Source organism: Intestinimonas timonensis, from assembly GCF_900626145.1.
GTDB lineage: Bacteria > Bacillota > Clostridia > Oscillospirales > Oscillospiraceae > Intestinimonas > Intestinimonas aquisgranensis.
This window is the reverse complement of sequence record NZ_LR130816.1, coordinates 285962-309356: the sequence shown is the minus strand read 5'-3', so window position 1 is coordinate 309356 and position 23395 is coordinate 285962. Positions and strand designations below refer to the sequence as shown.

The 23395-nt window shown below is 62.1% G+C and carries 40 protein-coding genes; 33 read left to right on the top strand and 7 right to left on the bottom strand.

The annotated features are described in order from the left end of the window. From E0E29_RS01605 to E0E29_RS01590, 4 genes are all read right to left on the bottom strand, one after another. The gene (locus tag E0E29_RS01605; protein ID WP_130848345.1) at positions 1 to 1956 is read right to left on the bottom strand and encodes a V-type ATP synthase subunit I; all 1956 of its coding nucleotides are present in this window, start codon (positions 1954 to 1956) and stop codon (positions 1 to 3) included. After that, a complete protein-coding gene (locus tag E0E29_RS01600) occupies positions 1947 to 2270 on the bottom strand; it encodes a hypothetical protein (RefSeq protein WP_130848344.1) in 324 nt (107 codons plus the stop codon). Before E0E29_RS01600 ends, E0E29_RS01605 begins: the two co-directional genes overlap by 10 nt. A gap of 319 nt (positions 2271 to 2589) precedes the next feature. Next, positions 2590 to 3663 (bottom strand): putative glycoside hydrolase, encoded by a 1074-nt coding sequence (locus E0E29_RS01595; protein WP_130848343.1) that lies wholly within the window; start codon positions 3661 to 3663, stop codon positions 2590 to 2592. A 1-nt stretch (position 3664) separates the two neighbouring features. Beyond that, on the bottom strand, positions 3665 to 4126 hold the full coding sequence (locus E0E29_RS01590) for a MarR family winged helix-turn-helix transcriptional regulator (protein WP_130848342.1): 462 nt from the start codon (positions 4124 to 4126) through the stop codon (positions 3665 to 3667). A 568-nt stretch (positions 4127 to 4694) separates the two neighbouring features. On the opposite strand from E0E29_RS01590, the gene rpsJ reads away from it, so the two are divergent. From rpsJ to E0E29_RS01425, 33 genes are all read left to right on the top strand, one after another. Continuing rightward, positions 4695 to 5009: a 30S ribosomal protein S10 gene (gene rpsJ, locus E0E29_RS01585; protein WP_130848341.1), complete on the top strand. Its 315-nt coding sequence runs from the start codon at positions 4695 to 4697 to the stop codon at positions 5007 to 5009. Positions 5010 to 5141: 132 nt separating this feature from the next. Continuing rightward, positions 5142 to 5867 carry a 50S ribosomal protein L3 gene (gene rplC, locus E0E29_RS01580; RefSeq protein ID WP_130848340.1) on the top strand — a complete coding sequence of 242 codons (726 nt, stop codon included), beginning with the start codon at positions 5142 to 5144 and terminating at the stop codon, positions 5865 to 5867. 17 nt (positions 5868 to 5884) lie between these two features. Then, the gene (gene rplD / locus E0E29_RS01575) at positions 5885 to 6505 is read left to right on the top strand and encodes a 50S ribosomal protein L4 (protein WP_130848339.1); all 621 of its coding nucleotides are present in this window, start codon (positions 5885 to 5887) and stop codon (positions 6503 to 6505) included. Then, the gene (gene rplW / locus E0E29_RS01570; RefSeq protein WP_130848338.1) at positions 6505 to 6795 is read left to right on the top strand and encodes a 50S ribosomal protein L23; all 291 of its coding nucleotides are present in this window, start codon (positions 6505 to 6507) and stop codon (positions 6793 to 6795) included. The genes rplD and rplW overlap by 1 nt, the downstream gene beginning before the upstream one ends. A 14-nt stretch (positions 6796 to 6809) precedes the next feature. Next, entirely contained in the window at positions 6810 to 7646 is an 837-nt protein-coding gene (gene rplB, locus E0E29_RS01565) for a 50S ribosomal protein L2 (protein WP_130848337.1), read from the top strand. Between the two features lie 14 nt (positions 7647 to 7660). Continuing rightward, positions 7661 to 7933 carry a 30S ribosomal protein S19 gene (gene rpsS, locus E0E29_RS01560; RefSeq protein WP_130848336.1) on the top strand — a complete coding sequence of 91 codons (273 nt, stop codon included), beginning with the start codon at positions 7661 to 7663 and terminating at the stop codon, positions 7931 to 7933. A gap of 16 nt (positions 7934 to 7949) precedes the next feature. Further along, positions 7950 to 8282: a 50S ribosomal protein L22 gene (gene rplV, locus E0E29_RS01555; RefSeq protein WP_130848335.1), complete on the top strand. Its 333-nt coding sequence runs from the start codon at positions 7950 to 7952 to the stop codon at positions 8280 to 8282. Between the two features lie 18 nt (positions 8283 to 8300). Continuing rightward, a complete protein-coding gene (rpsC, locus tag E0E29_RS01550) occupies positions 8301 to 9167 on the top strand; it encodes a 30S ribosomal protein S3 (protein WP_130848334.1) in 867 nt (288 codons plus the stop codon). Beyond that, positions 9167 to 9601 carry a 50S ribosomal protein L16 gene (rplP, locus tag E0E29_RS01545; RefSeq protein ID WP_130848333.1) on the top strand — a complete coding sequence of 145 codons (435 nt, stop codon included), beginning with the start codon at positions 9167 to 9169 and terminating at the stop codon, positions 9599 to 9601. The genes rpsC and rplP overlap by 1 nt, the downstream gene beginning before the upstream one ends. 2 nt (positions 9602 to 9603) lie before the next feature. After that, positions 9604 to 9801, top strand: a complete 198-nt coding sequence (gene rpmC / locus E0E29_RS01540) for a 50S ribosomal protein L29 (RefSeq protein ID WP_075704653.1) — start codon at positions 9604 to 9606, stop codon at positions 9799 to 9801. Between the two features lie 18 nt (positions 9802 to 9819). Beyond that, positions 9820 to 10080, top strand: coding sequence for a 30S ribosomal protein S17 (gene rpsQ / locus E0E29_RS01535; RefSeq protein WP_130848332.1), 261 nt, complete (start codon positions 9820 to 9822; stop codon positions 10078 to 10080). A gap of 12 nt (positions 10081 to 10092) precedes the next feature. Next, positions 10093 to 10461, top strand: a complete 369-nt coding sequence (rplN, locus tag E0E29_RS01530; RefSeq protein ID WP_130848331.1) for a 50S ribosomal protein L14 — start codon at positions 10093 to 10095, stop codon at positions 10459 to 10461. A 16-nt stretch (positions 10462 to 10477) separates the two neighbouring features. Then, positions 10478 to 10792 carry a 50S ribosomal protein L24 gene (rplX, locus tag E0E29_RS01525; RefSeq protein WP_130848330.1) on the top strand — a complete coding sequence of 105 codons (315 nt, stop codon included), beginning with the start codon at positions 10478 to 10480 and terminating at the stop codon, positions 10790 to 10792. Between the two features lie 19 nt (positions 10793 to 10811). Continuing rightward, positions 10812 to 11369, top strand: a complete 558-nt coding sequence (rplE, locus tag E0E29_RS01520) for a 50S ribosomal protein L5 (RefSeq protein ID WP_130848329.1) — start codon at positions 10812 to 10814, stop codon at positions 11367 to 11369. A 15-nt stretch (positions 11370 to 11384) separates the two neighbouring features. Then, positions 11385 to 11570: a type Z 30S ribosomal protein S14 gene (locus E0E29_RS01515; RefSeq protein WP_033116900.1), complete on the top strand. Its 186-nt coding sequence runs from the start codon at positions 11385 to 11387 to the stop codon at positions 11568 to 11570. 181 nt (positions 11571 to 11751) lie between these two features. Further along, complete coding sequence (gene rpsH / locus E0E29_RS01510; protein ID WP_130848328.1) at positions 11752 to 12150, top strand: 30S ribosomal protein S8; 399 nt, start codon at positions 11752 to 11754, stop codon at positions 12148 to 12150. Positions 12151 to 12164: 14 nt separating this feature from the next. After that, on the top strand, positions 12165 to 12713 hold the full coding sequence (rplF, locus tag E0E29_RS01505; RefSeq protein ID WP_130848327.1) for a 50S ribosomal protein L6: 549 nt from the start codon (positions 12165 to 12167) through the stop codon (positions 12711 to 12713). A 14-nt stretch (positions 12714 to 12727) separates the two neighbouring features. Then, positions 12728 to 13087: a 50S ribosomal protein L18 gene (rplR, locus tag E0E29_RS01500; protein ID WP_130848326.1), complete on the top strand. Its 360-nt coding sequence runs from the start codon at positions 12728 to 12730 to the stop codon at positions 13085 to 13087. Positions 13088 to 13105: 18 nt separating this feature from the next. Continuing rightward, positions 13106 to 13606, top strand: a complete 501-nt coding sequence (gene rpsE / locus E0E29_RS01495) for a 30S ribosomal protein S5 (RefSeq protein WP_130848325.1) — start codon at positions 13106 to 13108, stop codon at positions 13604 to 13606. 12 nt (positions 13607 to 13618) lie between these two features. Then, the gene (gene rpmD / locus E0E29_RS01490) at positions 13619 to 13801 is read left to right on the top strand and encodes a 50S ribosomal protein L30 (RefSeq protein ID WP_033116895.1); all 183 of its coding nucleotides are present in this window, start codon (positions 13619 to 13621) and stop codon (positions 13799 to 13801) included. Positions 13802 to 13815: 14 nt separating this feature from the next. Then, on the top strand, positions 13816 to 14256 hold the full coding sequence (gene rplO, locus E0E29_RS01485; RefSeq protein WP_130848324.1) for a 50S ribosomal protein L15: 441 nt from the start codon (positions 13816 to 13818) through the stop codon (positions 14254 to 14256). A 1-nt stretch (position 14257) separates the two neighbouring features. Next, the gene (gene secY / locus E0E29_RS01480) at positions 14258 to 15583 is read left to right on the top strand and encodes a preprotein translocase subunit SecY (RefSeq protein WP_130848323.1); all 1326 of its coding nucleotides are present in this window, start codon (positions 14258 to 14260) and stop codon (positions 15581 to 15583) included. Between the two features lie 13 nt (positions 15584 to 15596). Continuing rightward, positions 15597 to 16244 (top strand): adenylate kinase, encoded by a 648-nt coding sequence (locus E0E29_RS01475; RefSeq protein ID WP_130848322.1) that lies wholly within the window; start codon positions 15597 to 15599, stop codon positions 16242 to 16244. After that, on the top strand, positions 16241 to 16999 hold the full coding sequence (gene map / locus E0E29_RS01470) for a type I methionyl aminopeptidase (RefSeq protein WP_130849042.1): 759 nt from the start codon (positions 16241 to 16243) through the stop codon (positions 16997 to 16999). Before E0E29_RS01475 ends, map begins: the two co-directional genes overlap by 4 nt. After that, positions 16999 to 17277, top strand: coding sequence for a KOW domain-containing RNA-binding protein (locus E0E29_RS01465; RefSeq protein ID WP_130848321.1), 279 nt, complete (start codon positions 16999 to 17001; stop codon positions 17275 to 17277). The genes map and E0E29_RS01465 overlap by 1 nt, the downstream gene beginning before the upstream one ends. Before the next feature lie 2 nt (positions 17278 to 17279). Next, positions 17280 to 17498, top strand: coding sequence for a translation initiation factor IF-1 (gene infA, locus E0E29_RS01460; RefSeq protein ID WP_033116889.1), 219 nt, complete (start codon positions 17280 to 17282; stop codon positions 17496 to 17498). Positions 17499 to 17695: 197 nt separating this feature from the next. Continuing rightward, positions 17696 to 17809, top strand: a complete 114-nt coding sequence (gene rpmJ / locus E0E29_RS01455) for a 50S ribosomal protein L36 (RefSeq protein ID WP_006573428.1) — start codon at positions 17696 to 17698, stop codon at positions 17807 to 17809. 18 nt (positions 17810 to 17827) lie between these two features. Further along, positions 17828 to 18196: a 30S ribosomal protein S13 gene (gene rpsM, locus E0E29_RS01450; RefSeq protein WP_130848320.1), complete on the top strand. Its 369-nt coding sequence runs from the start codon at positions 17828 to 17830 to the stop codon at positions 18194 to 18196. Positions 18197 to 18211: 15 nt separating this feature from the next. Beyond that, positions 18212 to 18616: a 30S ribosomal protein S11 gene (gene rpsK, locus E0E29_RS01445; RefSeq protein ID WP_130848319.1), complete on the top strand. Its 405-nt coding sequence runs from the start codon at positions 18212 to 18214 to the stop codon at positions 18614 to 18616. A 21-nt stretch (positions 18617 to 18637) separates the two neighbouring features. Continuing rightward, positions 18638 to 19267, top strand: coding sequence for a 30S ribosomal protein S4 (rpsD, locus tag E0E29_RS01440; protein ID WP_130848318.1), 630 nt, complete (start codon positions 18638 to 18640; stop codon positions 19265 to 19267). A gap of 120 nt (positions 19268 to 19387) precedes the next feature. Further along, complete coding sequence (locus E0E29_RS01435) at positions 19388 to 20341, top strand: DNA-directed RNA polymerase subunit alpha (protein ID WP_130848317.1); 954 nt, start codon at positions 19388 to 19390, stop codon at positions 20339 to 20341. A gap of 156 nt (positions 20342 to 20497) precedes the next feature. Continuing rightward, positions 20498 to 20839 (top strand): 50S ribosomal protein L17, encoded by a 342-nt coding sequence (gene rplQ, locus E0E29_RS01430; RefSeq protein WP_130848316.1) that lies wholly within the window; start codon positions 20498 to 20500, stop codon positions 20837 to 20839. A 127-nt stretch (positions 20840 to 20966) separates the two neighbouring features. Beyond that, positions 20967 to 21191 carry a putative Se/S carrier protein gene (locus E0E29_RS01425; RefSeq protein ID WP_130848315.1) on the top strand — a complete coding sequence of 75 codons (225 nt, stop codon included), beginning with the start codon at positions 20967 to 20969 and terminating at the stop codon, positions 21189 to 21191. A gap of 46 nt (positions 21192 to 21237) precedes the next feature. Here the strand turns inward: E0E29_RS01425 and E0E29_RS01420 are convergent, their stop codons facing one another. From E0E29_RS01420 to E0E29_RS01410, 3 genes are read right to left on the bottom strand one after another with little or no spacing between them, the layout of a single operon-like run. Continuing rightward, positions 21238 to 21873, bottom strand: coding sequence for an ABC-2 transporter permease (locus tag E0E29_RS01420; RefSeq protein WP_130848314.1), 636 nt, complete (start codon positions 21871 to 21873; stop codon positions 21238 to 21240). Beyond that, the gene (locus E0E29_RS01415) at positions 21870 to 22727 is read right to left on the bottom strand and encodes an ABC transporter ATP-binding protein (protein WP_130848313.1); all 858 of its coding nucleotides are present in this window, start codon (positions 22725 to 22727) and stop codon (positions 21870 to 21872) included. Before E0E29_RS01415 ends, E0E29_RS01420 begins: the two co-directional genes overlap by 4 nt. Position 22728: 1 nt before the next feature. Continuing rightward, positions 22729 to 23103 (bottom strand): GntR family transcriptional regulator, encoded by a 375-nt coding sequence (locus E0E29_RS01410; protein WP_130848312.1) that lies wholly within the window; start codon positions 23101 to 23103, stop codon positions 22729 to 22731. Between the last annotated feature and the right edge of the window lie 292 nt (positions 23104 to 23395).

Genomic DNA, 23395 nt, shown 5'->3' with positions numbered 1-23395 from the left:
TTATTGTTCCTCCTTGATGTCTACATATTTGGTGTTGATAAGCAGGGGACGGAAGGGCTTGCCGCCCTCCTTGTAGAACCGCCCGAAGAACTCCAGGCACTGGAGCCGCAGGTCGTGGACGTAGCAGCCCAGCAGGTTCAGGGCGAAGTTGAGCATGTTGCCGATGAGGGAGATGATGACGAAGCCCACCACATTTCCGGTCACCGAGCCCAGGGTGTTGAACACCTGAGCGATGACGCTGCCGGCCAGCATCAGGGCCATGAGCCGGGCGTAGGAGAGGATGTCGCTGAAGAAGCCGGTGGCGCCGTTGTACACGGTGCCGATGAGGGAGCTGATCTTACCCAGACCCTTAGCGTTCCGGGTGCCGCCGTAGAGGAGCATCACCAGACCCACGATGAGGACCACGGGGTAGCCGCCCACGCTGCCGATGCCCAACACCGCCAGGGCGATGCCGGCCAGGATGACCCACCAGGTCACCTCGTCCCACAGGGCGTCGGCCCAGTCGCCCGCCTGCACCTTCCGCACCACGCTGATGACCATGCCGGTGATGACCTGCAGAAGGCCCAGGGCAAGAGAGCCCACCAGGATGGCCAGAGTGTCGGTGAGGGGGGTAAAGAGGTAGGGCAGGGAGGTGAAGGTAGTGTTGGGGTTGATGATCTTGGCGATCTGGGGGATAAAGTCGCCGAAGAAGCCGCCGGTCAGGGCGCCCATAATAAAGGTGCTGATGCCGCAGAGGACCAGCAGACCGGCCATATCCGCCATGGTGCCCTTGGGGCGCATCTTCTTGAGCATAAAGAGACCGCCGACCACCATCATGATGCCGTAGGCCATATCGGCCATCATGAGGCCGAAGAAGAAGATGAAGAAGGGAGCCATGAGGGGGTTGGGGTCCACCCCGTCATAGGCGGGGAGGACGTACATGTTGGTGACCATGTTGAGGGGTTTGGTCAGGATATTGTTCTTGAGCTGGATGGGCACCTGGGGGTACTCCTCCGGCTCCGGATCGGTGGCCTCCCAGGCCGCCGCGTGCTGGGAGAGCACGGCCTCCACCTTGCTGAGCTTGTCCGCCGGCACCCAGCCCTCCAGGAAGAGGGTGGCCCCGGTGGAAAGGAGACGGCTCTTGACCTCCTCACGCTGCACGTCCTGGGTGAGCCGGTCGATGGTCAGACGCAGGGCCTCCCGGTGGCCGGCCTCCTGGCCGATGGCCGCCTTGCACCCCTCCAGCTCGGCGGAGAGGGCGGTGAGCCGGGCGTCGATGGCGTCGGTGTTGGCCCGGGCAGTGCCCGTCCAGCCCCGGAGGGAGGCGGGGGTGAAGCCGAAGGTCTTGAGGACGCCCATGGCCTCCTCCTCGGCGGAGCGGTGGCACAGCACCAGCACGTACTGGAACTCCCGGTCCCGGCCGGCCCAGCTCAGCTGTGCCAGCTCGGTGACGGCCGCCAGAGCGGTCTCCACGGTGTTCCGGTCGGCGTTGCCGGAGACGGCGCCGTAGGTCACCGTCACCTCCCGGGTGGAGGGGATGTCCAGATCGGCGTCCAGCTCCAGCCAGGGAGCCAGGGATGCCTTTTGGGCGGTCAGCTTGCTTTGCTCATTGTAGATGGCCGCGATGCGCGTCTCCAGATCAGAGATGCGCCCGGCGGCCTCGGTGGCCTTCTGGCGGACCGACTCGTCAAAGAGCTGGGCCTCAGAGACCAGGGGACGGGGCTGGAACATGGAACTCTTGGCGGGAGCATAGTGGTTGAGGAGGTCCAAAGCGGCCCGCAGACGGTCGGCCTTGGCCTTGGTGTCGGCCAGAGCGGTGTCGTCCACCCGGGCAAAGCCTGCCCAGGCCGGGTCGCTGAGCTCCTGGTCGGGCTCCCGGATCTCCACGCAGCCCAGGTGCTGGAGCTGCCGGAGCAGCTCCTCCCGGTCTGCGGCCATGGCGAAGAGCCGCAGGTGTTTCATTTTGACTATGGACATGAGTCTCCCACTACCCTTCTGATAATGAGTGCCGCAGCGTCGTCCAGCCGGCCGGCCGCCGCCTTGCGCAGAGCGTCACAGGCCTGCTCGGTCTCCTGCTCCACGGCCTGAGCGTCCTTTGCCGCGGCCGCTTCCGCCTTGGCCAGCGCCTCTGCCGCCTGGGCTTCCGCCTCGTGCCGGGCCTGCTCCAGCTTGGCCTTTCCGGCCTCTTCCGCGTCGGACACCAGCTTCTTGCACGCCTCGGCCGCCTCTGCCCTACGGGCGCGGGCCTTCTCCTCGGCCTCGGTCACCCTTTGGACTGCTTCCAAAGACATTCCATCACCGCCTTTCAGATGCAGTTGATCCCATCTGCTGGAATCCTGCCCCAGAATACTTATCATCATACACGCTTTTACCGGTAAAATCAACTCAAAAACACAGACCACTTTTCAAATTGGTAGCACCACGAGAAAAAATTTTGGAGAGCTCGCACAAGATCAAATCGTGACGAGATCTCCAAATAGACAATTATACTGGAATGATTTACAATATATGTTTGAAAAACCAGAATATGGTATAAAAAATTTTTTATGAAAAGGAAATTTCGGCGTACGCCAGGTAACGGGGGAAGATTGGCATGCTTTTTGCCGCACATCAGCTCCAGATGGCCCAGCTCCGGTCCTCGGGTCCGGCCTGGGTTGCGATGGACACCAGATCTGACTTGGGCTCGGCCAGACCGGCCTGGGCCAGCAGCTCCTCGCAGGCGTCACGGTCCTCTCCCAGACCCCACACCCACACCCGGTCCACCACGGAGGCCATGGTCAGTGCCTGACCGCTCTGGCTGGTGCCGTCGGCGGTGAGAGCGGCGGGGTCGGCCACCACCGAGAGCCGGACCTGGTGGTAGGCGGCCTCCAGGGCGGCGGCTACCTGTGTGTAAAAGGACTGGAGCGTCTGGGCCAGGGTGTCGGGCTCATAGGCGGCGCCGGTGAGGATAGCGTCCAGGTTCCCGGTGAGGGGGAAGGCGGAGTAGTCCAGCAGGATCTCGTCAAAGCCCAGCCCGGCCAGCTCCAGGCACAGGTCGGTGATATACTGCTGGTTTTCCGCGTAGGCGGGGGACAGCCAGCGGATGCTGTCTTCGTCCCGCCAGTTGCCCAGGGAGGAGCGGAGGGCCAGGTCGTTGCGCTGCCGGGGCATGGTGTTGTCCCGGAAGCAGGAGAGCCGGGCCACGGTGTAGAGGTCCTCCTGAGCGTTGAGGGAGGTGATGGTCTCGTTGGTGCCGGCGGCGGCGTTGACCCCGGCGCTGACGGCCAGGGGAGAGGCCGAGACAAAGGCCAGGGTGCCGTCATCGGCCTTCATGTCGAAGATGGCGGCAGTGGCGCCGGCCTGCTCCAGCTGGGTCTGAACGGAGCCGTCGGTGAGGGCCGACCGGGGCAGCAGCACGGCGTGGAGAAGCTCCTCCGGCTCGGGTTCGGGGGTGAGAACCACCATGGGCTGGGAGACGGAGGGAAGGGGTGTTTGTTCCTCCTCCTTCTCCTGACCCCAGGGGAGAAGTAAACGGCCGCCGTCGGCGGAGTAGACCCAATAGGGCTCCAGGAAGAAGAGTGCGGCCACCGAGAGGATCAGCACCACCGCCAGGAAGATGGCGATGACCTTCAGAGGGGTGCTGAGGGGGGAACGGCCCCGGTAGCTGGAATAGCAGCCCCGGCCGTAAGAGCGATCCCGTCTCATCTCAGAGTGCTTCCTCCTCAAGGGTCTCCCCGTCGTGCTCCTTGGCCAGCAGGGCCTCGTCCAGCCGGAGGAGCGCACGGGCCACCATGTCACGGTCCTCAGCTGTCATAGTGGAGAGCACCGAGGCAAAATAGCCGCCCACGTCGGCCTCGGCCCGCTCCCGCAGGGACTGATATTTGCTGGTGACCGCCACGTAGATGACCCGGCGGTCTTCACCGGAGCGGACCCGCCTGGCCAGTTCCAGCTTCTCCAGCCGGTCCACGATGCCGGAGACGGTGGAGTTGGCGCTCCCCGTCCGCTCTGCCAGGGTGCTGATGGGCATGGGGCCTTCCTCACCCAGCACATTGAGGACCAGGGCCTGGGGAAAGGTCAGCTGAAGACGGCCGAAATGAATGCGGAACAGCCGGGACATGTGCTGCGACACCCGCAGATAGGTCATCAGGACATCAGTGGAACCGTTCATCGCCGGATACTCCTTTCCTCAGTGGGGCAAATCGATACTTACGCCATCAAAGCATATCTCTTTCCGCTCCCTGCGTCAATTCTTCCTGAGAAAGGTTAACGAAATGTTTATACTTTCTTCACCTATGGAAAACAAGCGCCTTACCTTATATATATAATAGCGGGAGCGGGCGAAAAAAGAGGAAAGAGGACGGATGGCGGCCGGCCTTGGGGAGAGGCACAGAAAAACCTTGGAAACACAGCGATTTTTGTGTGATTTGTGCTTGACATTGACGGGCATCTGTTATATCATAATCAAGCGCCTTTAAGGGCGCAGTCTGCGATGATGTAGGAGATTGCTCAGAAATGAGGTAACTTCTACGGAGTATGTCCGTTGATCGGGCGGCTGAGAAATCCCGTGCGCTTGGCGTATATCGCCGCGCTTGGATGGGACCGGCCGGCTTTTAGCATGCCGGTCTTGTTTATGCCTCGGAGTGATACGCACGAGAGAGTGTATAAAAGATTTCTCACCGTACGGAGCGGCAAGGCAAGCAGAACCACTTCGTATGTTTTTCAAGGAGGAACAAACCATGGCAGCTCAGAAGGAAATGATCCGCATCCGCCTCAAGGCTTACGATCACCAGCTCATCGACCAGAGCGCTGAGAAGATCGTGGAGACCGCCAAGCGCACCGGCGCCGCCGTGTCCGGTCCCGTGCCCCTTCCCACCAAGAAGGAAGTCGTGACCATCCTGCGCGCCGTCCACAAGTACAAGGACTCCCGTGAGCAGTTCGAGCGGCGCACCCACAAGCGCCTCATCGACGTCATCAAGCCCTCCCCCAAGACTGTGGAGGCTCTGATGGCTCTGGAGCTCCCCGCCGGCGTTGAGATCGAGATCAAGCTGTAATCACGCCGCACATCCCACTGTTTGCACCGCAGTCCGCCGCGTTTTGAGGCGGACGGGTCAAGTCGGCAGAGCAATGTGAGTCCAATGCACACCTCTCCCGACCAATAACCTTAACAAGGAGGAAGTCACACTATGGAAAAGGCGATCATCGGCAAGAAAGTGGGCATGACCCAGATCTTCGATGAAGCCGGCCACGTCATCCCCGTTACCGTCATCGAGGCGGGTCCCTGCACCGTGGTGCAGAAGAAGACCGCTGAGAAGGACGGCTACGAGGCCGTGCAGCTGGGCTACGAGGACGTTGCCGAGAAGAAGCTCACCAAGCCCGAGCTGGGCCACCTGAAGAAGGCTGGCGACGCCCGGAAGAAGTACCTCAAGGAGTTCAAGCTCTCCAACAGCGCCGCCCTCAACGTGGGCGACGAGATCAAGGTGGATACCTTCGCTGAGGGCGACCGCGTGGACGTCACCGGCGTCAGCAAAGGTAAGGGCTACGCCGGCGTTGTGAAGCGCTACGGCGCTGGCCGCACCCCCACCACCCACGGCGGCGGTCCTGTGCACCGTCACGCCGGTTCCATGGGCCCCGCCACCGATCCCTCCCGGATCTTCAAGGGCAAGATCGGCGCCGGCCACATGGGCGACGAGCAGGTCACTGTCCTGAACCTGGACGTGGTCAAGGTGGACAATGAGCTGGGCATCATCGCTGTCCGCGGCGCCATCCCCGGCCCCAAGGGCGGCATCGTGTACGTGCGCAACTCCGTGATCAACGTCAAGGAGAAGGGCACCGCTGCCAATGCCAGCATCAACCCGCAGAAGGCCTCTGCCCGCGTCAATCCCCAGAAGGCTTCCGCCCGTAACAAGTAAGAAAGGAGAGAGACCAAATGCCTAAGGCAATCGTTGTTAACATGACCGGCGCTCAGATCGGCGAAGTGGAGCTCTCCGAAGCTGTGTTCGGGATCGAGCCCAACGAGACCGTTGTTCACGCCGTTGTGAAGAATCACCTGGCCAACTGCCGCCAGGGTACCCAGTCCGCCCTCACCCGCGCCGAGGTCTCCGGCGGCGGCATCAAGCCCTACCGTCAGAAGGGCACCGGCCGCGCCCGTCAGGGTTCCACCCGGGCTCCCCAGTGGACCCACGGCGGCATCGTGTTCGCCCCCAAGCCCCGGTCCTACCGCTACACCCTCAACAAGAAGGTGCGCCGCCTGGCTCTGAAGAGCGTCCTCTCCGCCAAGGCCGCCGAGGGCAATGTGATCGTGGTGGACAGCCTGACCGTCCCCGAGATCAAGACCAAGACCGTCCAGAGCTTCCTCAACGCCGTGAACGCCGGCAAGGCCGTGCTGGTCACCCCTGAGGTGGACATGAACGTGGTCAAGTCCGCCCGGAACATCCCCGGCGTGTCCGCCACCACCGCCAAGCTCATCAACGTCTATGACATCCTGAATGCCAAGCAGCTCATCGTGGACAAGGCTGCGCTGGCCGTCATCGAGGAGGTGTTCGCGTAATGACTAAGGCTTATGACATCATCAAGCGCCCCATCATCACCGAGAAGTCCATGTCGATGACCGAGGACAAGCGCTACACCTTTGAGGTCGCCAAGGACGCCAACAAGATCGAGATCGCCAAGGCGGTGGAGGAGATCTTCGGCGTGAAGGTGGCCAAGGTCAACACCATCAACATGTATGGCAAGGAGAAGCGCATGGGCCGGTTCCCCGCTGGCCGCCGCGCCTCCTGGAAGAAGGCCATGGTCACTCTGACCGCCGACTCCAAGGCCATCGAGTTCTTTGAGGCGTAAGGAGGAGAAGAGGAATGGCAATCAAGACTTATAAGCCCACGACGCCCTCCCGCCGCCACATGACCGTGTCGGCCTTCGAGGGCATCGACAAGAAGGCCAAGCCCGAGCGCAGCCTGATTGAGAACCTGAAGAAGAACGCCGGCCGCAACAGCTACGGCCGCATCACCGTCCGCCACCGCGGCGGCGGCAACAAGCGCAAGTACCGCATCATCGACTTCAAGCGCCAGAAGGACGGCGTCGAGGCCACCGTGATCCGCCTGGAGTACGATCCCAACCGCTCCGCCAACATCGCCCTCATCCAGTACACCGACGGCGAGAAGGCCTATATCCTGGCTCCTGTGGGCCTGAAGCCCGGCCACAAGATCGTGTCCGGTCCCGAGGCCGACATCCTGCCCGGCAACTGCCTGCCCATCGCCAACATCCCCGTGGGCGAGCTCATCCACAACATCGAGCTCTACCCCGGTAAGGGCGCCCAGCTGGTGCGCTCCGCTGGTGTGGCTGGCCAGCTGATGGCCAAGGAGAACGGCATGGCTCAGGTCCGTCTGCCCTCCGGCGAGGTCCGCTATATCCGTGAGGAGTGCAAGGCCTGCATCGGTCAGGTGGGCAACACCGACCACGCCAACATCCAGATCGGTAAGGCCGGCCGTAAGCGCCACATGGGCTGGCGGCCCACCGTCCGCGGCTCCGTCATGAACCCCAATGACCACCCCCACGGCGGCGGCGAGGGCAAGAGCCCCGTCGGTCGTCCCGGCCCTGTTACCCCCTGGGGCAAGCCGGCCATGGGCTACAAGACCCGCAAGACGAAGAACCGCACTGAGAAGTTCATCGTCAAGCACCGCAACGCGAAGTAAGGAGGCTGTGAAACATGTCCAGAAGCATTAAGAAAGGCCCGTTTTGCGCCCCCGAGCTGCTCAAGCGGGTCGATGAGATGAACAAGACCGGGGACAAGAAGGTCCTGAAGACCTGGAGCCGCGCCTCCACCATCTTCCCCGCTTTCGTCGGTCACACTTTCGCCGTCCACGACGGCCGCAAGCACGTGCCCGTCTATGTGACCGAGGATATGGTCGGCCACAAGCTGGGCGAGTTCGCCCCCACCCGCACCTTCAAGGGTCACGCGGGCGCCAAGTCCGGCAAGTAAGGAGGAGAGAGATAGTATGGAAGCCAAAGCACATCTGAGATATGTCCGGATCTCTCCCCGCAAGGTGCAGATCGTCTGCGACCTGATCCGTGGGAAGAGCGTGGCCCAGGCCACCGCGATCCTGATGAATACCCCCAAGGCCGCCTCTGAGCCCATGCTCAAGCTCCTCAAGAGCGCCGCGGCCAACGCCGAGAACAACCACGGGATGGATCCCGAGAAGCTGTATGTCTCCGAGACCTTCGCCACCCCCGGCCCCATCATCAAGCGCATGATGCCCCGGGCCCAGGGCCGCGGCTACCGGATCAACAAGCGCACTTCTCACGTCACCATCGCTGTGGAAGAGCGCTAAAGGGAGGAGGCAGAATCTATGGGACAGAAAGTGAATCCCCACGGCCTGCGCGTGGGTGTTATCAAGGATTGGGACTCCCGCTGGTATGCCCGCAATGAGAAGGTGGGCGACCTGCTGGTCGAGGACAACAAGATCCGCAACTACCTGAAGAAGACCCTGTATTCCGCCGGCATCCCCAAGATCGAGATCGAGCGGGACAACGCCAAGGTGCGCATCTACCTGCACTGCGCCCGTCCCGGCGTGGTCATCGGCAAGGGCGGCACTGAGATCGAGCGCATCCGCCTCGAGGTCGAGAAGATGATCGGCAAGAGCGTGGCCCTCAACATCGTTGAGGTCAAGAACCCCGATATGGATGCCCAGCTGGTGGCTGAGAACATCGCCCAGCAGCTGGAGAAGCGTATCGCTTTCCGCCGCGCCATGAAGAACGCCATGGGCCGCGCCATGCGTATGGGCGCCCTGGGCATCAAGGTGCAGTGCTCCGGCCGTCTGAACGGCGCCGAGATCGCCCGCACCGAGCACTATCACGACGGCACCATCCCCCTGCAGACCCTCCGCGCTGACATCGACTACGGCTTTGCCGAGGCCGCTACCACTTACGGCCGCATCGGTGTGAAGTGCTGGATTTACAAGGGCGAGGTCCTCTCCCAGGCCCTGCGGACCACCCCCCGCACCCTGGACACCAAGAACTTCAAGGAGCGCCCCGACCGTCCCCGCCGCCGCGATGACCGCAAGTTCGGTGATCGCAAGCCCGGCTTCGGCGGTGACCGGAGAAACGGCGACCGCGGCCCCCGTCAGGGCGGCTTCAACCGTCCCCAGGGTGGGGCTCGTCCTCAGGGCGGCGCCCGTCCCGCCGCTCCCGCTGCTAAGGAAGGAGGCGCCAACTAATGCTGCTGCCTAAGAGAGTGAAATACCGCCGCGTCCACCGCGGCCGCATGAAGGGCAAGGCCACCCGTGGCAACACCGTGACCTACGGTGAGTTTGGCCTCCAGGCCACCGAGCCCGCCTGGATCACCTCCAACCAGATCGAGGCCGCCCGTATCGCCATGACCCGTTACACCAAGCGTGGCGGTAAGGTCTGGATCAAGATCTTCCCCGATAAGCCCATCACCGAGAAGCCCGCTGAGACCCGTATGGGTTCCGGTAAGGGTTCCCCCGAGTACTGGGTGGCCGTGGTCAAGCCCGGCCGTGTCATGTTCGAGATCGCCGGCGTCTCCGAGGAGATCGCCCGCGAGGCCCTGCGTCTGGCCTCCCACAAGCTGCCTGTCAAGTGCAAGATCGTGGCGAAGCAGACCGCCGAGACCGAGAATGGTGGTGAATAATGATGAAGGCAACTGAGGTACGCAAGATGTCCGCCGCCGAGCTGGACGCCAAGCTGCTGGACCTGAAGAAGGACCTGTTCCAGCTCCGTCTCCAGCACGCCACCAACCAGCTCGACAACCCCATCCGCATCGCGGAGGTCAAGAAAGACATTGCCCGAGTCAAGACCATGATCCGTGAGCAGCAGCTCGCAGGCCGATAAGAAGGAGGAACCTAGACAATGGAGAACAGAACTTCTTCCCGCAAGACCAGAGTCGGCCTGGTTGTCTCTGACAAGATGGACAAGACTGTGGTGGTTGCCATTGCCGACCGTGTGGCCCACCCCCTGTATAAGAAGATCGTCAAGCGGACCTACAAGCTCAAGGCCCATGACGAGATGAATTCCTGTGGCGTGGGTGACCGCGTCAAGGTGATGGAGACCCGCCCCCTGTCCAAGGACAAGCGCTGGCGCGTGGTCGAGATTATCGAGAAAGCGAAGTAAGGAGGTGCCGTTATGATTCAGCAGGAAAGCTATCTGAAGGTCGCCGATAATACCGGCGCCAAGGAGATCAAGACCATCCGTGTGCTGGGCGGCTCTAAGCGCAAGTTCGGCAACATCGGCGATGTGATCGTGGCCTCCGTCCGCAAGGCTCAGCCCGGCGGCACCGTGAAGAAGGGCGAGGTCGTCAAGGCCGTTATCGTCCGTTCCTCCCGGGGCGTCCGCCGCGCCGACGGCAGCTATGTCCGTTTCGACGACAACGCCGCCGTCCTCATCAAGGACGACAAGAATCCCCGCGGTACCCGTATCTTTGGGCCCGTGGCCCGCGAGCTGCGCGACAAGGATTACATGAAGATCCTGTCCCTGGCTCCCGAAGTGCTGTAAGGGGGTAGGAGAGAACATGAACAAGATGAGCATCAAGAAGGACGACCTGGTGGTCGTGCTCTCCGGCAAGGATAAGGGCAAGCAGGGCAAGGTCCTGCGCGTCATGCCCAAGGAGAGCAAGGTGATCGTGGAGAAGGTCAACGTGGTCTCCCGTCACACCAAGCCCCGCAAGCAGGGCGAGGAGGGCGGCATCCTGAAGAAGGAAGCCCCCATCTATGCCTGCAAGGTGCAGAAGGTCTGCCCCAAGTGCAACAAGCCCACCCGCATCGGCCACAAGGTCGAGGGCGGCAAGAAGGTCCGCATCTGCAAGAAGTGCGGCGCCGAGATCTGAGAGAGGAGGAGAATAGACAATGGCTGATAAGAAAGTGCCTAACCTGAAGGCTAAGTACCTGGCCGAGGTCGCTCCTGCTCTCATGCAGAAGTTCGGCTACAAGAGCTCCATGCAGATCCCCAAGCTGGACAAGATCGTGGTCAACTGCGGCTGCGGCGAGGCCCGGGACAACTCCAAGGTCCTGGAGGCCGTCGTGGGCGACCTGACCAAGATCACCGGCCAGAAGGCCATCATCACCAAGGCCAAGAAGTCCGTGGCCAACTTCAAGCTCCGTGAGGGCATGCCCATCGGCGCCAAGGTCACCCTCCGCGGCGACCGTATGTGGGAGTTCCTGGATCGTCTCTTCAACGTGGCTCTGCCCCGTGTGCGTGACTTCCGCGGCATCAACCCCAACGCCTTCGACGGCCGCGGCAACTACGCTCTGGGCCTGAAGGAGCAGCTCATTTTCCCCGAGATCGAGTATGACAAGATCGACAAGATCCGCGGCCTGGACATCGTGTTCTGCACCACCGCTCAGACCGACGAAGAGGCCAAGGAGCTGCTGACCCAGATCGGCGCTCCCTTCGCCCAGGCGTAAGGAGGAGAATGACAAATGGCTAAGAAATCTATGATCCTCAAGCAGCAGCGTGAGCCCAAGTTCTCCACCCGGCGCTACAACCGGTGCAAGATCTGCGGTCGTCCCCACGCTTACCTGCGTGACTACGGCATCTGCCGTATCTGCTTCCGCGAGCTGGCTTATAAGGGCCAGATCCCCGGCGTCAAGAAAGCCTCTTGGTAATCCGCTCCCGACGGAGCGTTCCCAACGTCCAAAAGCTGTCACAGGGGCGGCCCTGTGCCGCCCCAACCACGGCTTTTGAATAAACCCCCAGCCGGTGGTCAACAGGTCGGAGCCCACCTAGCTCCGATACCTTCCGCCGAAACAGGCTGCGGCCTGTAACTCTATAAGGAGGTAAAGACTCATGCATATCACGGACCCCATTGCGGATATGCTCACCCGCATCCGCAACGCGAACAACGCCAAGCATGACACCGTGGACGTGCCCGCGTCCAACATGAAGAAGTCCATCGCCCAGATCCTGCTGGATGAAGGCTATATCAAGAACTTCCAGCTGATCGACGACGGCACTCAGGGCGTGATCCGCATCACCCTGAAGTACAACGCCAACAAGGAAAAGGTCATCACCGGCCTTCGCCGTGTTTCCAAGCCCGGCCTGCGGGTGTACGCCGGAGCCGACGAGCTCCCCCGTGTCCTCCGCGGACTGGGTATCGCCATCGTGTCCACGTCCAAGGGCGTCATGACCGACAAGGCTGCCCGCGCGCAGCATGTCGGCGGTGAAGTCCTGGCCTTCGTGTGGTAAGGAGGGAGAGAGAAATGTCTAGAATCGGAAGAGCGCCTATCTCTGTTCCCGCCGGCGTGGAGATCACCATCGGCAGCGACAACCTGGTCACTGTGAAGGGCCCCAAGGGCTCCCTCACCCAGCAGCTCAGCCCCGCCATGACCATCAGCCAGGAGGGCAGCGAGCTCCACGTGACCCGTCCCAACGACGCCAAGGAGAACCGTGCCCTGCACGGCCTGACCCGCAGCCTGCTCCACAACATGGTGGTGGGCGTGACCGACGGCTTCAAGAAGGAGCTGGACGTCAACGGTGTTGGTTACCGTGTGGCCAAAGAGGGGAACAAGCTGGTCATGAACCTGGGCTTCTCCCATCAGGTCACCATGGAGGAGCCTGAGGGCATCTCCATCGACGTGCCCAACCCCAACAAGATCGTTATCTCTGGTGCCGACAAGCAGAAGGTGGGCCAGTTTGCCGCCGAGGTCAGAGAGAAAAGACCCCCCGAGCCTTACAAGGGCAAGGGTATCAAATACACTGACGAGGTCATCCGCCGCAAGGAAGGCAAGACCGGCGTCAAGAAGAAATAAGGAGGTGTGCCTAAATGATCAACAGACCCAATACCAACGCTCAGCGGCTTAAGCGCCACAAGAGAGTGCGCGGAAAAATCTCCGGCACGCCCGAGAGACCCCGCCTGAACGTGTTCCGCAGCGAGACCAACATCTACGCCCAGATTATCGACGATGTGGCCGGCAAGACCCTGGTCTCCGCTTCCTCCCTGGAGAAGAGCTTCAACTGCGACGGCACCAAGACCGACGCCGCCAAGATGGTGGGTCAGCTGGTGGCCGAGCGCGCCAAGGCCGCCGGTATCACCACCGTGGTCTTCGACCGTGGCGGTTACGTCTACCACGGCCGGGTCCAGGCCCTAGCCGAGGGCGCCCGTGAGGGCGGCCTGGAATTTTAAGGGGAGGAGAGAACGAACATGGCTAGATTTGAAAGAGAACCCAGCGAGTTCACCGAGAAGCTCGTTTCTCTGAACCGCGTCAGCAAGACCGTCAAGGGCGGCCGCATCTTCAAGTTCGCCGCTCTCATGGTCGTGGGCGACGAGAAGGGCCGCGTGGGCTTCGGTCTGGGCAAGGCCGCTGAGGTGCCCGAGGCCATCCGCAAGGGCATCGAGGACGCCAAGAAGAACATGATCAATGTGAGCCTGTCCGGCACCACCATTCCCCACGAGGTCATTGGTGAGTTCGGCGCCGGCCGCGTGCTCCTGAAGCCCGCTGGCCCCGGTACCGGCATCATCGCTGGCGGCCCTGTCCGTGCCGTCATGGAAGCCGCCGGCATCAAGGACATCCGTGCCAAGTGCCTGCGCTCCAACAATCAGCAGAACGTGGTCTCCGCCACCTTCGAGGGCCTGAAGGCTCTCCGTGGTCCCGAGGAGGTCGCCCGTGTCCGCGGCAAGAGCGTGGACGAGATCGTAGGTTAAGGAGGGCTAGAAATGGCTAAGCTGAACATCAAGCTGGTCAAGAGCCTGAACGGTCGCATCGCCAAGCACAAGGCGACTGCCGAGGCTCTGGGCCTGCGCAAGATCGGCGACACCACCGTGCAGCCCGACAACGAGGCTACCCGCGGCAAGATCGCCCATATCGGTTACCTGCTCCAGGTCACCGAGGAACAGTGAGGAGGTTGCGCGAAATGAATCTGCATGAACTCTCCCCCGCGCCCGGCTCTGTTAAGAGCGCCTTCCGCAAGGGCCGCGGTCATGGCTCCGGCAACGGCAAGACCGCCGGCCGCGGCCACAAGGGCCAGTGGGCCCGTTCCGGCGGCGGTGTCCGCGCCGGTTTCGAGGGCGGCCAGATGCCTCTGGTCCGCCGCATCCCCAAGCGGGGCTTCAACAACATCTTCGCCAAGCCCCTGGAGATCGTCAATGTCTCCAGCCTGAACAAATTTGAAGATGGGGCCACCGTCAACGTCTGCGATCTGCTGGAGATGGGTATCCTCTCCAAGTGCGAGTACGGCGTGAAGATCCTGGGCAACGGCAGCCTCGAGAAGAAGCTGACCGTCCGGGCCAACGCTTTCTCCGCCTCCGCCAAGGAGAAGATCGTGGCGGCAGGTGGAAAGTACGAGGTGGTCTGAAGTGATCCAGACCATCCGTAACGCCTGGAAGATTCCTGAGCTGCGGAAGAAGATCATGTTCACCATCTTCGCCCTGCTCATCTTCCGGCTGGGCACTGCGGTCCCTGTTCCCTTCGTGGATAAGGAACTGCTGGGCAACTACCTCAACAGCATGAGCGGCACCATCTTCGGCATGATCAACGCCATGAGCGGCGGCGCCTTCGCCACCGCCACGGTGTTTGCCTTAGGCGTGCAGCCCTATATCAACAGCTCCATTATCATCCAGCTCCTCACCGTCGCCATCCCCGCTCTGGAGCGTCTCCAGAAGGAGGGCGGCGAGGAGGGCCGGAAGAAGATCGCGGCCATCACCCGGTACACCACCGTGGGCATCGCCCTCCTGCAGGGCTTTGGCTACTACACCCTCATCCGCACCAACAACCTGCTGGCGCTGGGCGGCATGAACGGTATCTGGGCCGGCATAGTGATCGTCCTCAGCTTCACCGCCGGTTCCGCCTTTGTCATGTGGCTGGGTGAGCAGATCACCGAGTTCGGCATCGGCAACGGCATCTCCATTATCCTGTTTGCCGGTATTGTGTCCCGCGTGCCCAACATGGTCATGACCATGTGGTACGGTGTGCAGAACTCCCTCCAGGAGTCCCCTGCTGAGGGCAGCTTCGTGCTTCCCTGGTGGGGCGCCATCCTCATCGTCATCGGTATGCTGGCCATCGTGGTCCTCATCGTCTTCATCTCCAACGCCGAGCGCCGTCTGCCCGTGCAGTACGCCAAGCGTATGGTGGGCCGGAAGATGTATGGCGGCCAGTCCAGCCACATCCCCATGAAGGTGAACATGTCCGGCGTCATGCCCATCATCTTCGCTCAGTCCATTGCCTCCCTGCCTGCCACCATCGGCATGTTCGCTGGCTGGACTACCGAGAGCGAAGGCTTCGGCGGTGGTCTGATGCGGGTGTTCGACACCACCGGTGTCCTCTACTCCATCATCTACTTCCTGCTGATCCTGGGCTTCAGCTATTTCTACTCCACCATGCAGTTCAACCCCATTGAGGTGGCCAACAACCTGAAGAAGAACGGCGGCTTTATCCCCGGCTTCCGTCCCGGCAAGCCCACCGCCGACTTCATCAGCAAGGTGCTGGGCAAGATCACCCTGTTCGGCGCCATCTACCTGTCCATCATTGCCATCGCCCCCATCGTGACTCAGAACATCATTGGGGTGCGGAACCTGGCCATCGGTGGTACCTCCATCATCATCGTGGTCAGCGTGGCTCTGGAGACCATGAAGGCTCTGGAGGCCCAGATGCTCATGCGGCACTACAAGGGCTTCCTTGAGTAAGGAGGCAGTGGGTATGAAGCTGATCCTGTTAGGGCCTCCGGGCGCCGGAAAGGGCACCCAGGCCGAGGTCCTGTCCCGTGACCTGAATATCCCTACCATTTCCACCGGCAACATCCTCCGTGCCGCCGTCAAGGCCGGCACCCCCATTGGCCTGAAGGCCAAGAGCTATATGGATGCCGGTAAGCTGGTGCCCGACGAGGTCATCATCGGCATCATCCAGGAGCGCCTGGCCGAGGCCGACTGCGCCAAGGGTTTTATTCTGGACGGTGTGCCCCGCACCATCGCCCAGGCTGAGGCCCTGGAAGCCCACGACATTCAGTTTGACCACGTCATTTCCCTGGAGATCTCCGATGAGGCCATTGTCAAGCGCATGGATGGCCGTCGTGTCTGCGCCAAGTGCGGCACCCCCTTCCATGTGGAGTCCAAGCCCCCCAAGACTGCCGGCGTCTGTGACCTGTGCGGCGGCGAGCTGGTGGAGCGGGACGACGACAAGCCCGAGACTGTCCGGGCCCGCTTGGTGGTCTACCACGACGAGACCGAGCCCCTGAAGCACTTCTATCAGGAGCGCGGCAAGCTCAACGTGGTGCCCGGCGACCTGGGCACCATCGAGGATACCACCCGGGCCATCAAGCAGGTCCTGGAGGCATCCCATTGGACATGATCTCCATCAAATCCGACCGTGAGATCGAGCTCATGCGCCGGGCCGGGGCTCTGACGTCCCAGGCCCGCGCGCTGGCCGGTTCCATGGTCAAGCCGGGAGTCTCCACTCTGGAGATCGACCATGCGGTGCGTGACTTCATCCGCTCCCATGGCGCTGAGCCCTCCTTCCTCAATTACAGCGGCTACCCCGGCTCCGCCTGTATCTCCATCAACGAAGTGGTCATCCACGGCATTCCGGATCACCGGAAGCTGGTGGAGGGCGATATCGTCAGTGTGGATGTGGGTGCCTATCTGGACGGCTTCCACGGGGACTGCTGCGGCACCTTTGCCTGCGGCAAGATTTCCCCGGAAGCCCGGCGGCTCATCGACGTGACCCGCCAGAGCTTCTTTGAGGGCATCAAGATGGCTACCCCGGGCCACCGGGTGAGCGACATCTCCCACGCGGTACAGCAGTATGTGGAGAAAAACGGTTACTCTGTGGTCCGCAGCTTTGTGGGCCATGGCGTGGGCGCCAAGCTCCACGAGCCTCCGGAGGTGCCCAACTTCGGCCCCGCCGGACACGGCGCCCGGCTGCTGCCGGGCATGGTGCTGGCTGTGGAGCCCATGGTCAACGCCGGCGGCTGGGAGGTCCGGGTCCTGAAGGACGGCTGGACCACCGTCACGGTGGATGGCTCCCTGGCCGCCCACTATGAAAACACCATCCTCATCACCGAAGGGGAGCCCGAGCTCCTGACCCCCTTGGGCGGAGATCTCTGATGCAGGCATGCAGAGGTTGGATCGTCCGCTCCACGGCCGGGCGGGACAGGGACACACTGCTGTGCGTCCTGGGGCAGGAGGGGGAATGCCTCCTTCTGGCCGACGGGAAGCGCCGAAAGGCGGTCTCTCCCAAGCGGAAGAAAGCAGGACATGTGGACATGGTGTGCCGGGGTACGTTTCAGCATCCGGCCATCCGGAAGCTGGAGGACGGACTCACGGTGTCCGACAGTGAGCTCAGGAGGGCCCTGGGGGCCTTCCGCCACCAAGGAGGGAAATAGGCTTGGCAAAAAGCGATATGATCGAGCTGGAGGGGATCGTCACCGAATCCCTGCCCAACACGACCTTCCATGTGGACATCGGGAATGGGCACATCATTCTGGCCCATATCTCCGGAAAGCTCCGCATGAACTTCATCCGGATCCTCCCCGGCGACAAGGTCACGGTGCAGATGTCTCCGTATGACCTGACCCGGGGCCGGATCACCTGGAGAAGCAAGTAATACGTCCGCGGCCCGCGCCGCGGCTGAATGGGTGGCCTCCGCCCCCGGAAGCGCAGGGCGCTTCCCAGACCGGAGGAGCAGGACGGGTGGGCCCGCCGCAGGCGGCTCCGCCCTGCCACGACGTAAACGACCGGCGGCCGAGGGGCCTTGCCCCCGCCCCCGCCGGGGCCATCAGGCATTCATAGGAGGTTTCAACAATGAAAGTCAGACCGTCCGTGAAGCCCATGTGCGAGAAGTGCAAGATCATTAAGCGCAAGGGCAAAGTCATGGTTATTTGCGAAAACCCCAAGCACAAGCAGAGACAAGGTTAAAGGAGGCGCTGAAGAAATATGGCACGTATTGCCGGCATTGACCTGCCGAAGGATAAGCGAGTGGAGATCGGCCTCACTTACATCTTCGGCATTGGGCGCACCAGCGCCAACAAGATCCTGAAGGAGGCCGGGATCAACCCCGACACCCGCGTGAAGGATCTCACCGAGGACGACGAGGCCAAGCTGCGTGAAGTGATCGCCAACGGCTACACCGTGGAGGGCGACCTCCGCCGCGATGTCGCCATGGACATCAAGCGCCTGACCGAGATCGGCTGCTACCGCGGCATGCGGCACCGCAAGGGCCTGCCCGTCCGCGGCCAGCGTAGCAAGACCAACGCCCGTACCCGCAAGGGTCCCAAGCGTACCGTCGCCAATAAGAAGAAGTAAGGAGGGAAGATACACATGGCTACTGCTGCTAAGAACGGCAAGAAAGTGGTGCGTAAGCGCCGCGAGCGTAAGAATATCGAGAAGGGCCAGGTGCACATCCGCTCCTCCTTCAACAACACCATGGTCACTGTGACCGACATGGGCGGCAACGCCCTGAGCTGGGCCTCCTCCGGCGGCCTTGGCTTCCGCGGCTCCCGTAAGTCCACCCCCTTCGCCGCTCAGACCGCTGCTGAGACCGCTGCCAAGGCGGCCATGGAGCACGGCCTGAAGACCGTTGAGGTGTACGTGAAGGGCCCCGGCGCCGGCCGTGAGGCCGCTATCCGCGCCCTGCAGGCCGTGGGCCTGGAAGTCACCCTCATCAAGGACGTGACCCCCGTTCCCCACAACGGCTGCCGGCCGCCCAAGCGCCGCCGCGTCTGATTTAGAGGAGGGAATTACAATATGGCAAGATATACCGGAGCGGTCTGCCGCATGTGCCGCCGGGAGGGCCAGAAGCTCTTCCTGAAGGGTGACCGCTGCTACACCGACAAGTGCGCCATGGAGCGCCGCCCCTTCGCGCCCGGCCAGCACGGCAACGCGCGGAACAAGAAGATGAGCGAGTACGGCATGCAGCTGCGCGAGAAGCAGAAGGCCCGCCGCTACTACGGCGTGCTGGAGAGCCAGTTCGCCAAGTACTACGAGATGGCTTCCTCCAAGAAGGGCGTCACCGGTGAGAACCTGCTGGCCATCCTGGAGTCCCGCCTGGACAACGTCATCTACCGTCTGGGCTTCGCCATGAGCCGTCCTGAGGCCCGTCAGCTGGTCCGTCACGGCCACTTCACCATCAACGGCAAGAAGGTGGATATCCCCTCTTACCTGGTGAAGCCCGGCGAGGTCATCGCTCTGAAGGACTCCAGCCGCAGCCTGGATAAGTTCAAGGCTTCCCTGGAGGCCAACGGCTCCCGTCCCGCCCCCAAGTGGCTTGACTTCGACCAGAACACCCTGGTGGCCAAGGTCGTCGGCACTCCCGCCCGGGAGGACATCGACCTGCCCATCGAGGAGCACCTGATCGTCGAGCTGTATTCTAAGTAATTCATTTGATACCCTCGACTGTGGGAGAGCGGGGGCATCGCCCCCGCGTCCCAATGAACCTAACGACGATACGGCAGAGCCTGCCCGTTCTGCCGCCGCAACAAGGAGGGTAACTGTTTCATGGTAGAAATCGAAAAGCCGCGCATCGAATGCGTGGAGAACCCTGGCGACGGCTCCTATGGCAAGTATGTGGTGGAGCCGCTGGAGCGCGGCTACGGCACCACTCTGGGTAACTCCCTGCGCCGGATTCTGCTGTCCTCTCTGCCTGGCACCGCGGTGACCTCCATCAAGATCGCCGGCGTCCAGCATGAGTTCTGCACCATCCCCGGCGTCAAGGAAGATGTGACTGAGATCGTCCTCAACGTGAAGGGCATCATTGCCAAGCTGCACTCCGAGGGCGTGAAGACCGTCTATATCGAGGCCAACGGCGAGGGCGAGGTCACCGCCGGTGACATCAAGGCCGACGGCGAGGTGGAGGTCCTCAATCCCGACCACCACATTGCCACCCTGGGCCCTGACGCCTCCCTCAACATGGAGCTGACGCTGTCCCACGGCCGTGGCTATGTCCCCGCCGACCGGAACAAGCCGGCCCAGACGGTCATCGGACTCATCCCGGTGGACTCGATCTACACGCCTGTGAAGAAGGTGAACTACACGGTGGAGAACACCCGTGTGGGCGACCTCACCGACTTCGACAAGCTGACCCTGGAGGTGTGGACCAACGGCACCATCACCGCCCGGGACGCGGTGAGTCTGGGCGCCCGGATCCTGGTGGACCACTTCATGCTCTTCACCGATCTCTCTGAGACCATGGGCAACAAGTCCACGGTGGTGGAGAAGGCGGAGGCCCAGCGGGACAAGGTCCTGGAGCTGACCATCGAGGAGCTGGACCTGTCGGTCCGTTCCTTCAACTGCCTCAAGCGCGCCAACATCAACACGGTGGAGGACCTCATCTCCAAGACCGAGGACGAGATGATGAAGGTGCGCAACCTGGGCCGCAAGAGCCTGGAAGAGGTCATCAACAAGCTGGCTATGATGGGTCTGTCCCTGGCCAGCGACGACAGCAACAATTAAGGCTGTGCCGGAGGGCGGTCCGGGGGGCATGTAACGTCCCCTCCCGGACCCGGGACACCGTCCCGGCCTACGTCCTCCCGAGGGCCACCGCCCTCAGGACGAATTTACAGAGAAGGGCGTTCGCTGTGCGAAACGCCGATTGAGGAGTGTATCACAATGTCCGGATATCGTAAGCTTGGTAAGCGTTCTGACCAGCGTAAGGCTATGCTCCGCGCCATGGTGACCTATCTGCTGGAGAACGGCCAGATCAAGACCACCTACGCCCGCGCCAAGGAAGTGGCTCCTGTGGCCGAGAAGATGATTACCCTGGCCAAGCACAACAACCTGGCCACCTATCGTCAGGCTCTGGCCTTCATCACCAAGGAGGATGTGGCCAAGAAGCTCTTCGACGAGATCGGCCCCAAGTACGCCTCCCGCAACGGCGGTTACACCCGCGTTGTGAAGATCGGCCCCCGTCGGGGCGATGCCGCCGAGATGGCCATCGTGCAGCTGGTGTAATCGCTGAGATCACCCCACGCTGAATAAGAAAAGCCCCTTACGTATCCCTGGTGCACCGGGGATACGTAAGGGGCTTTCTTCCGTGTTTCCGCACGCCTCCCGCCGGGAGGGGAAAGAAGGCTTCGTCATGACCTATCTGGCTACCTTTTCCTCACAATTCGACAGTATTTTGGCCAGCCGTGTCCTCCACAGCTCCGGCGCCTGCTCCACACAGCTCATGCCAGTGCCCCGGGAGCTTTCCACAGCCTGTGGGACCTGTGTGCAGTTCGACTGGGATGGAGAGCCGCCGTTGGTGGACCGGGCGGAGCATCTCTACCGCCGGACGGGACCGGCCTGGGAGCTGCTTAGATGAAAATGGGCGCCGCGGCAAAAGCCGCGGCGCCCATTTTTCCACAATTTCAAAGGTCTTTGTGGAAAAAGATGCGCCTAGAGATGAAATAGGAGGGGATCAGCGTCAGCAGGCCCACCACCGGCAGTACAAAGAGGGGAAGGGTCAGCTCGGAGAGGGAGATACCCATCTCCTTGAGACCCGTAAGGCCGCCGAAAATGACGCCTACCCCCACGCCAAGGGCCAGGAGCAGGTAAATCCGCCCCTTCTGGGAGCCGAACTTGAAGAGGAGAGGGAGGAGAACCGCGTTCATGAAACAGCCGTAGGCGGTGGGCAGGAGGCCGCTGAGGAGCAGATCCGTCCGCGACTGCCCCCGCGCGCCGGTGAAGAGAGCCACGATCAGCTGGAGGAGCAGGGCAAAAAGCAGGGAGCCCAGACAGATGAGAATGGCGAAGAGATACCGGGCCTTCACCACCCCCGCCCGACCGGAGGGCAGGGCGGCGGCGTACTTGTCCCAGCGGGCCTGCTCGTCATAGGCGAAGAGGTTCACCGGGATCATAATGCACATCACCGACAGATAGGTGACGAAAAAGGAGATGTCGTAGATACCCGTCAAGGTGAGGGCGGCGAAGACGGCCGCCACCAGCACGTAGCTTTTGAGCATGCTCACCGAGAGATAGAGGTCTTTTTTTACAAGACCGGTCATGCTTGGTCCCCCCTTACCGTAAATACCATGATGTCCTCCAGTGTCACCGGGTCCACCATCAGGTCCGGGTACCGCCGCCGGAAGGCCTGCCGGTCCTTCACCAGGGCCTCGCAGCCGAACTGGCTCACCCGGGTGCCCTCCAGCAGAGCGGGGTCCACCGCCGCCAGGTCGGCCCGGGAACACACCAGCCGCCCGTAGGTGTCCAGCAGCTCGTCCTTGGCCCCCTGGAGGACCGCTCTGCCCTTGTGGAGGTAGGTCACATAGTCCGCCGCCTTCTCCAGGTCACTGGTGATGTGGCTGGAGAGAAGAACGGCGTGGTCCTCGTCCTGGATGAAGGTGAGAAACTCGTCCAGCAGCTCGTTGCGGACCACCGGGTCCAGCCCGGCGGTGGCCTCGTCCAGGATGAGGAGCCGGGGGTGGTGGGCCAGGGCGGAGGCGATGGAGAGCTTCATCTTCATGCCCTTGGAGAATTCCTTGATCTTCTTGTTCCGGGGCAGCTGGAACCGGTCCAGATAGGCGTCAAAGAGGGCGGCGTCCCAGTTCCGGTAGGTCCCGGCCAGAATTTTCCCCACCTGGGGCGCCTTCAGTGGGTCGTGGAAGGCGATCTCGTCCAGCACGACGCCGATATCCTCCCTAAAATCGCTGCCCTCCGTCACCTCGCGGCCCAGCACCTGCACCGAGCCGCCGTCCCGGTGAATGAGTCCCAGAATGGCCTTGATGGTGGTGGTCTTGCCGGCGCCGTTCTCCCCGATGAGTCCCAGGATGGTGCCGCCGGGCAGGGTCAGATCCACGTGGTCCAGGCAAAAGTCGCCGTAGCTTTTGCACAGGCCCCGTATTTCGATGAGATTGGCCATATCACTCGTCTCCATATAGAATGTTCAGCGCCCCGGTGAGCTCCTCCAGAGAGATGCCGCCGCTCTTGGCGATGTCCACCGCCTGGGAGAGGTGTTCCTCCACCTGGCGGAGGCAGTCCTCCCGGACCAGCTCCAGATCCCTGGGGGCCACGAAGCAGCCCTTGCCGGGCACGGTGGTGAGAAAGCCCTCACGCTCCAGCTCCTCGTAGGCCCGCTTGGTGGTGATGACCGAGATGCGCAGTTCCTTGGCCAGCAGGCGCATGGAGGGGAGGGCCTCCCCCTCCCGCAGCTCCCCCCGCAGAATGAGGCCCTTCATCTGCTGGGTGATCTGCTCGTAGATGGGCACGCCGGCACTGTTGCTGATGATGATGTCCATGGTTCACCTCGAGATGGTATACTGCATATATCCAGCATATACAGTATAGACACAGTGGCACAGATTTGTCAAGGGGGAAAAAGAAAAAGACCGGACCCAGATGGGTCCGGTCTTCAGGTTGTCGAAAAAGGGCATATACGTCAGATTTTGTGCAAGAGCCTCGCAGAGTTCCGTCGTCCGCAGACGACGGAATCAAGTACAGTCTGTTTTTTCCGGGGACATGTGCCTCGGAAAAAACACTGCTCAGGCCGCAAACGTGCGAGCGAAGCGAGTGCGATGCAGCGGCCTGCAT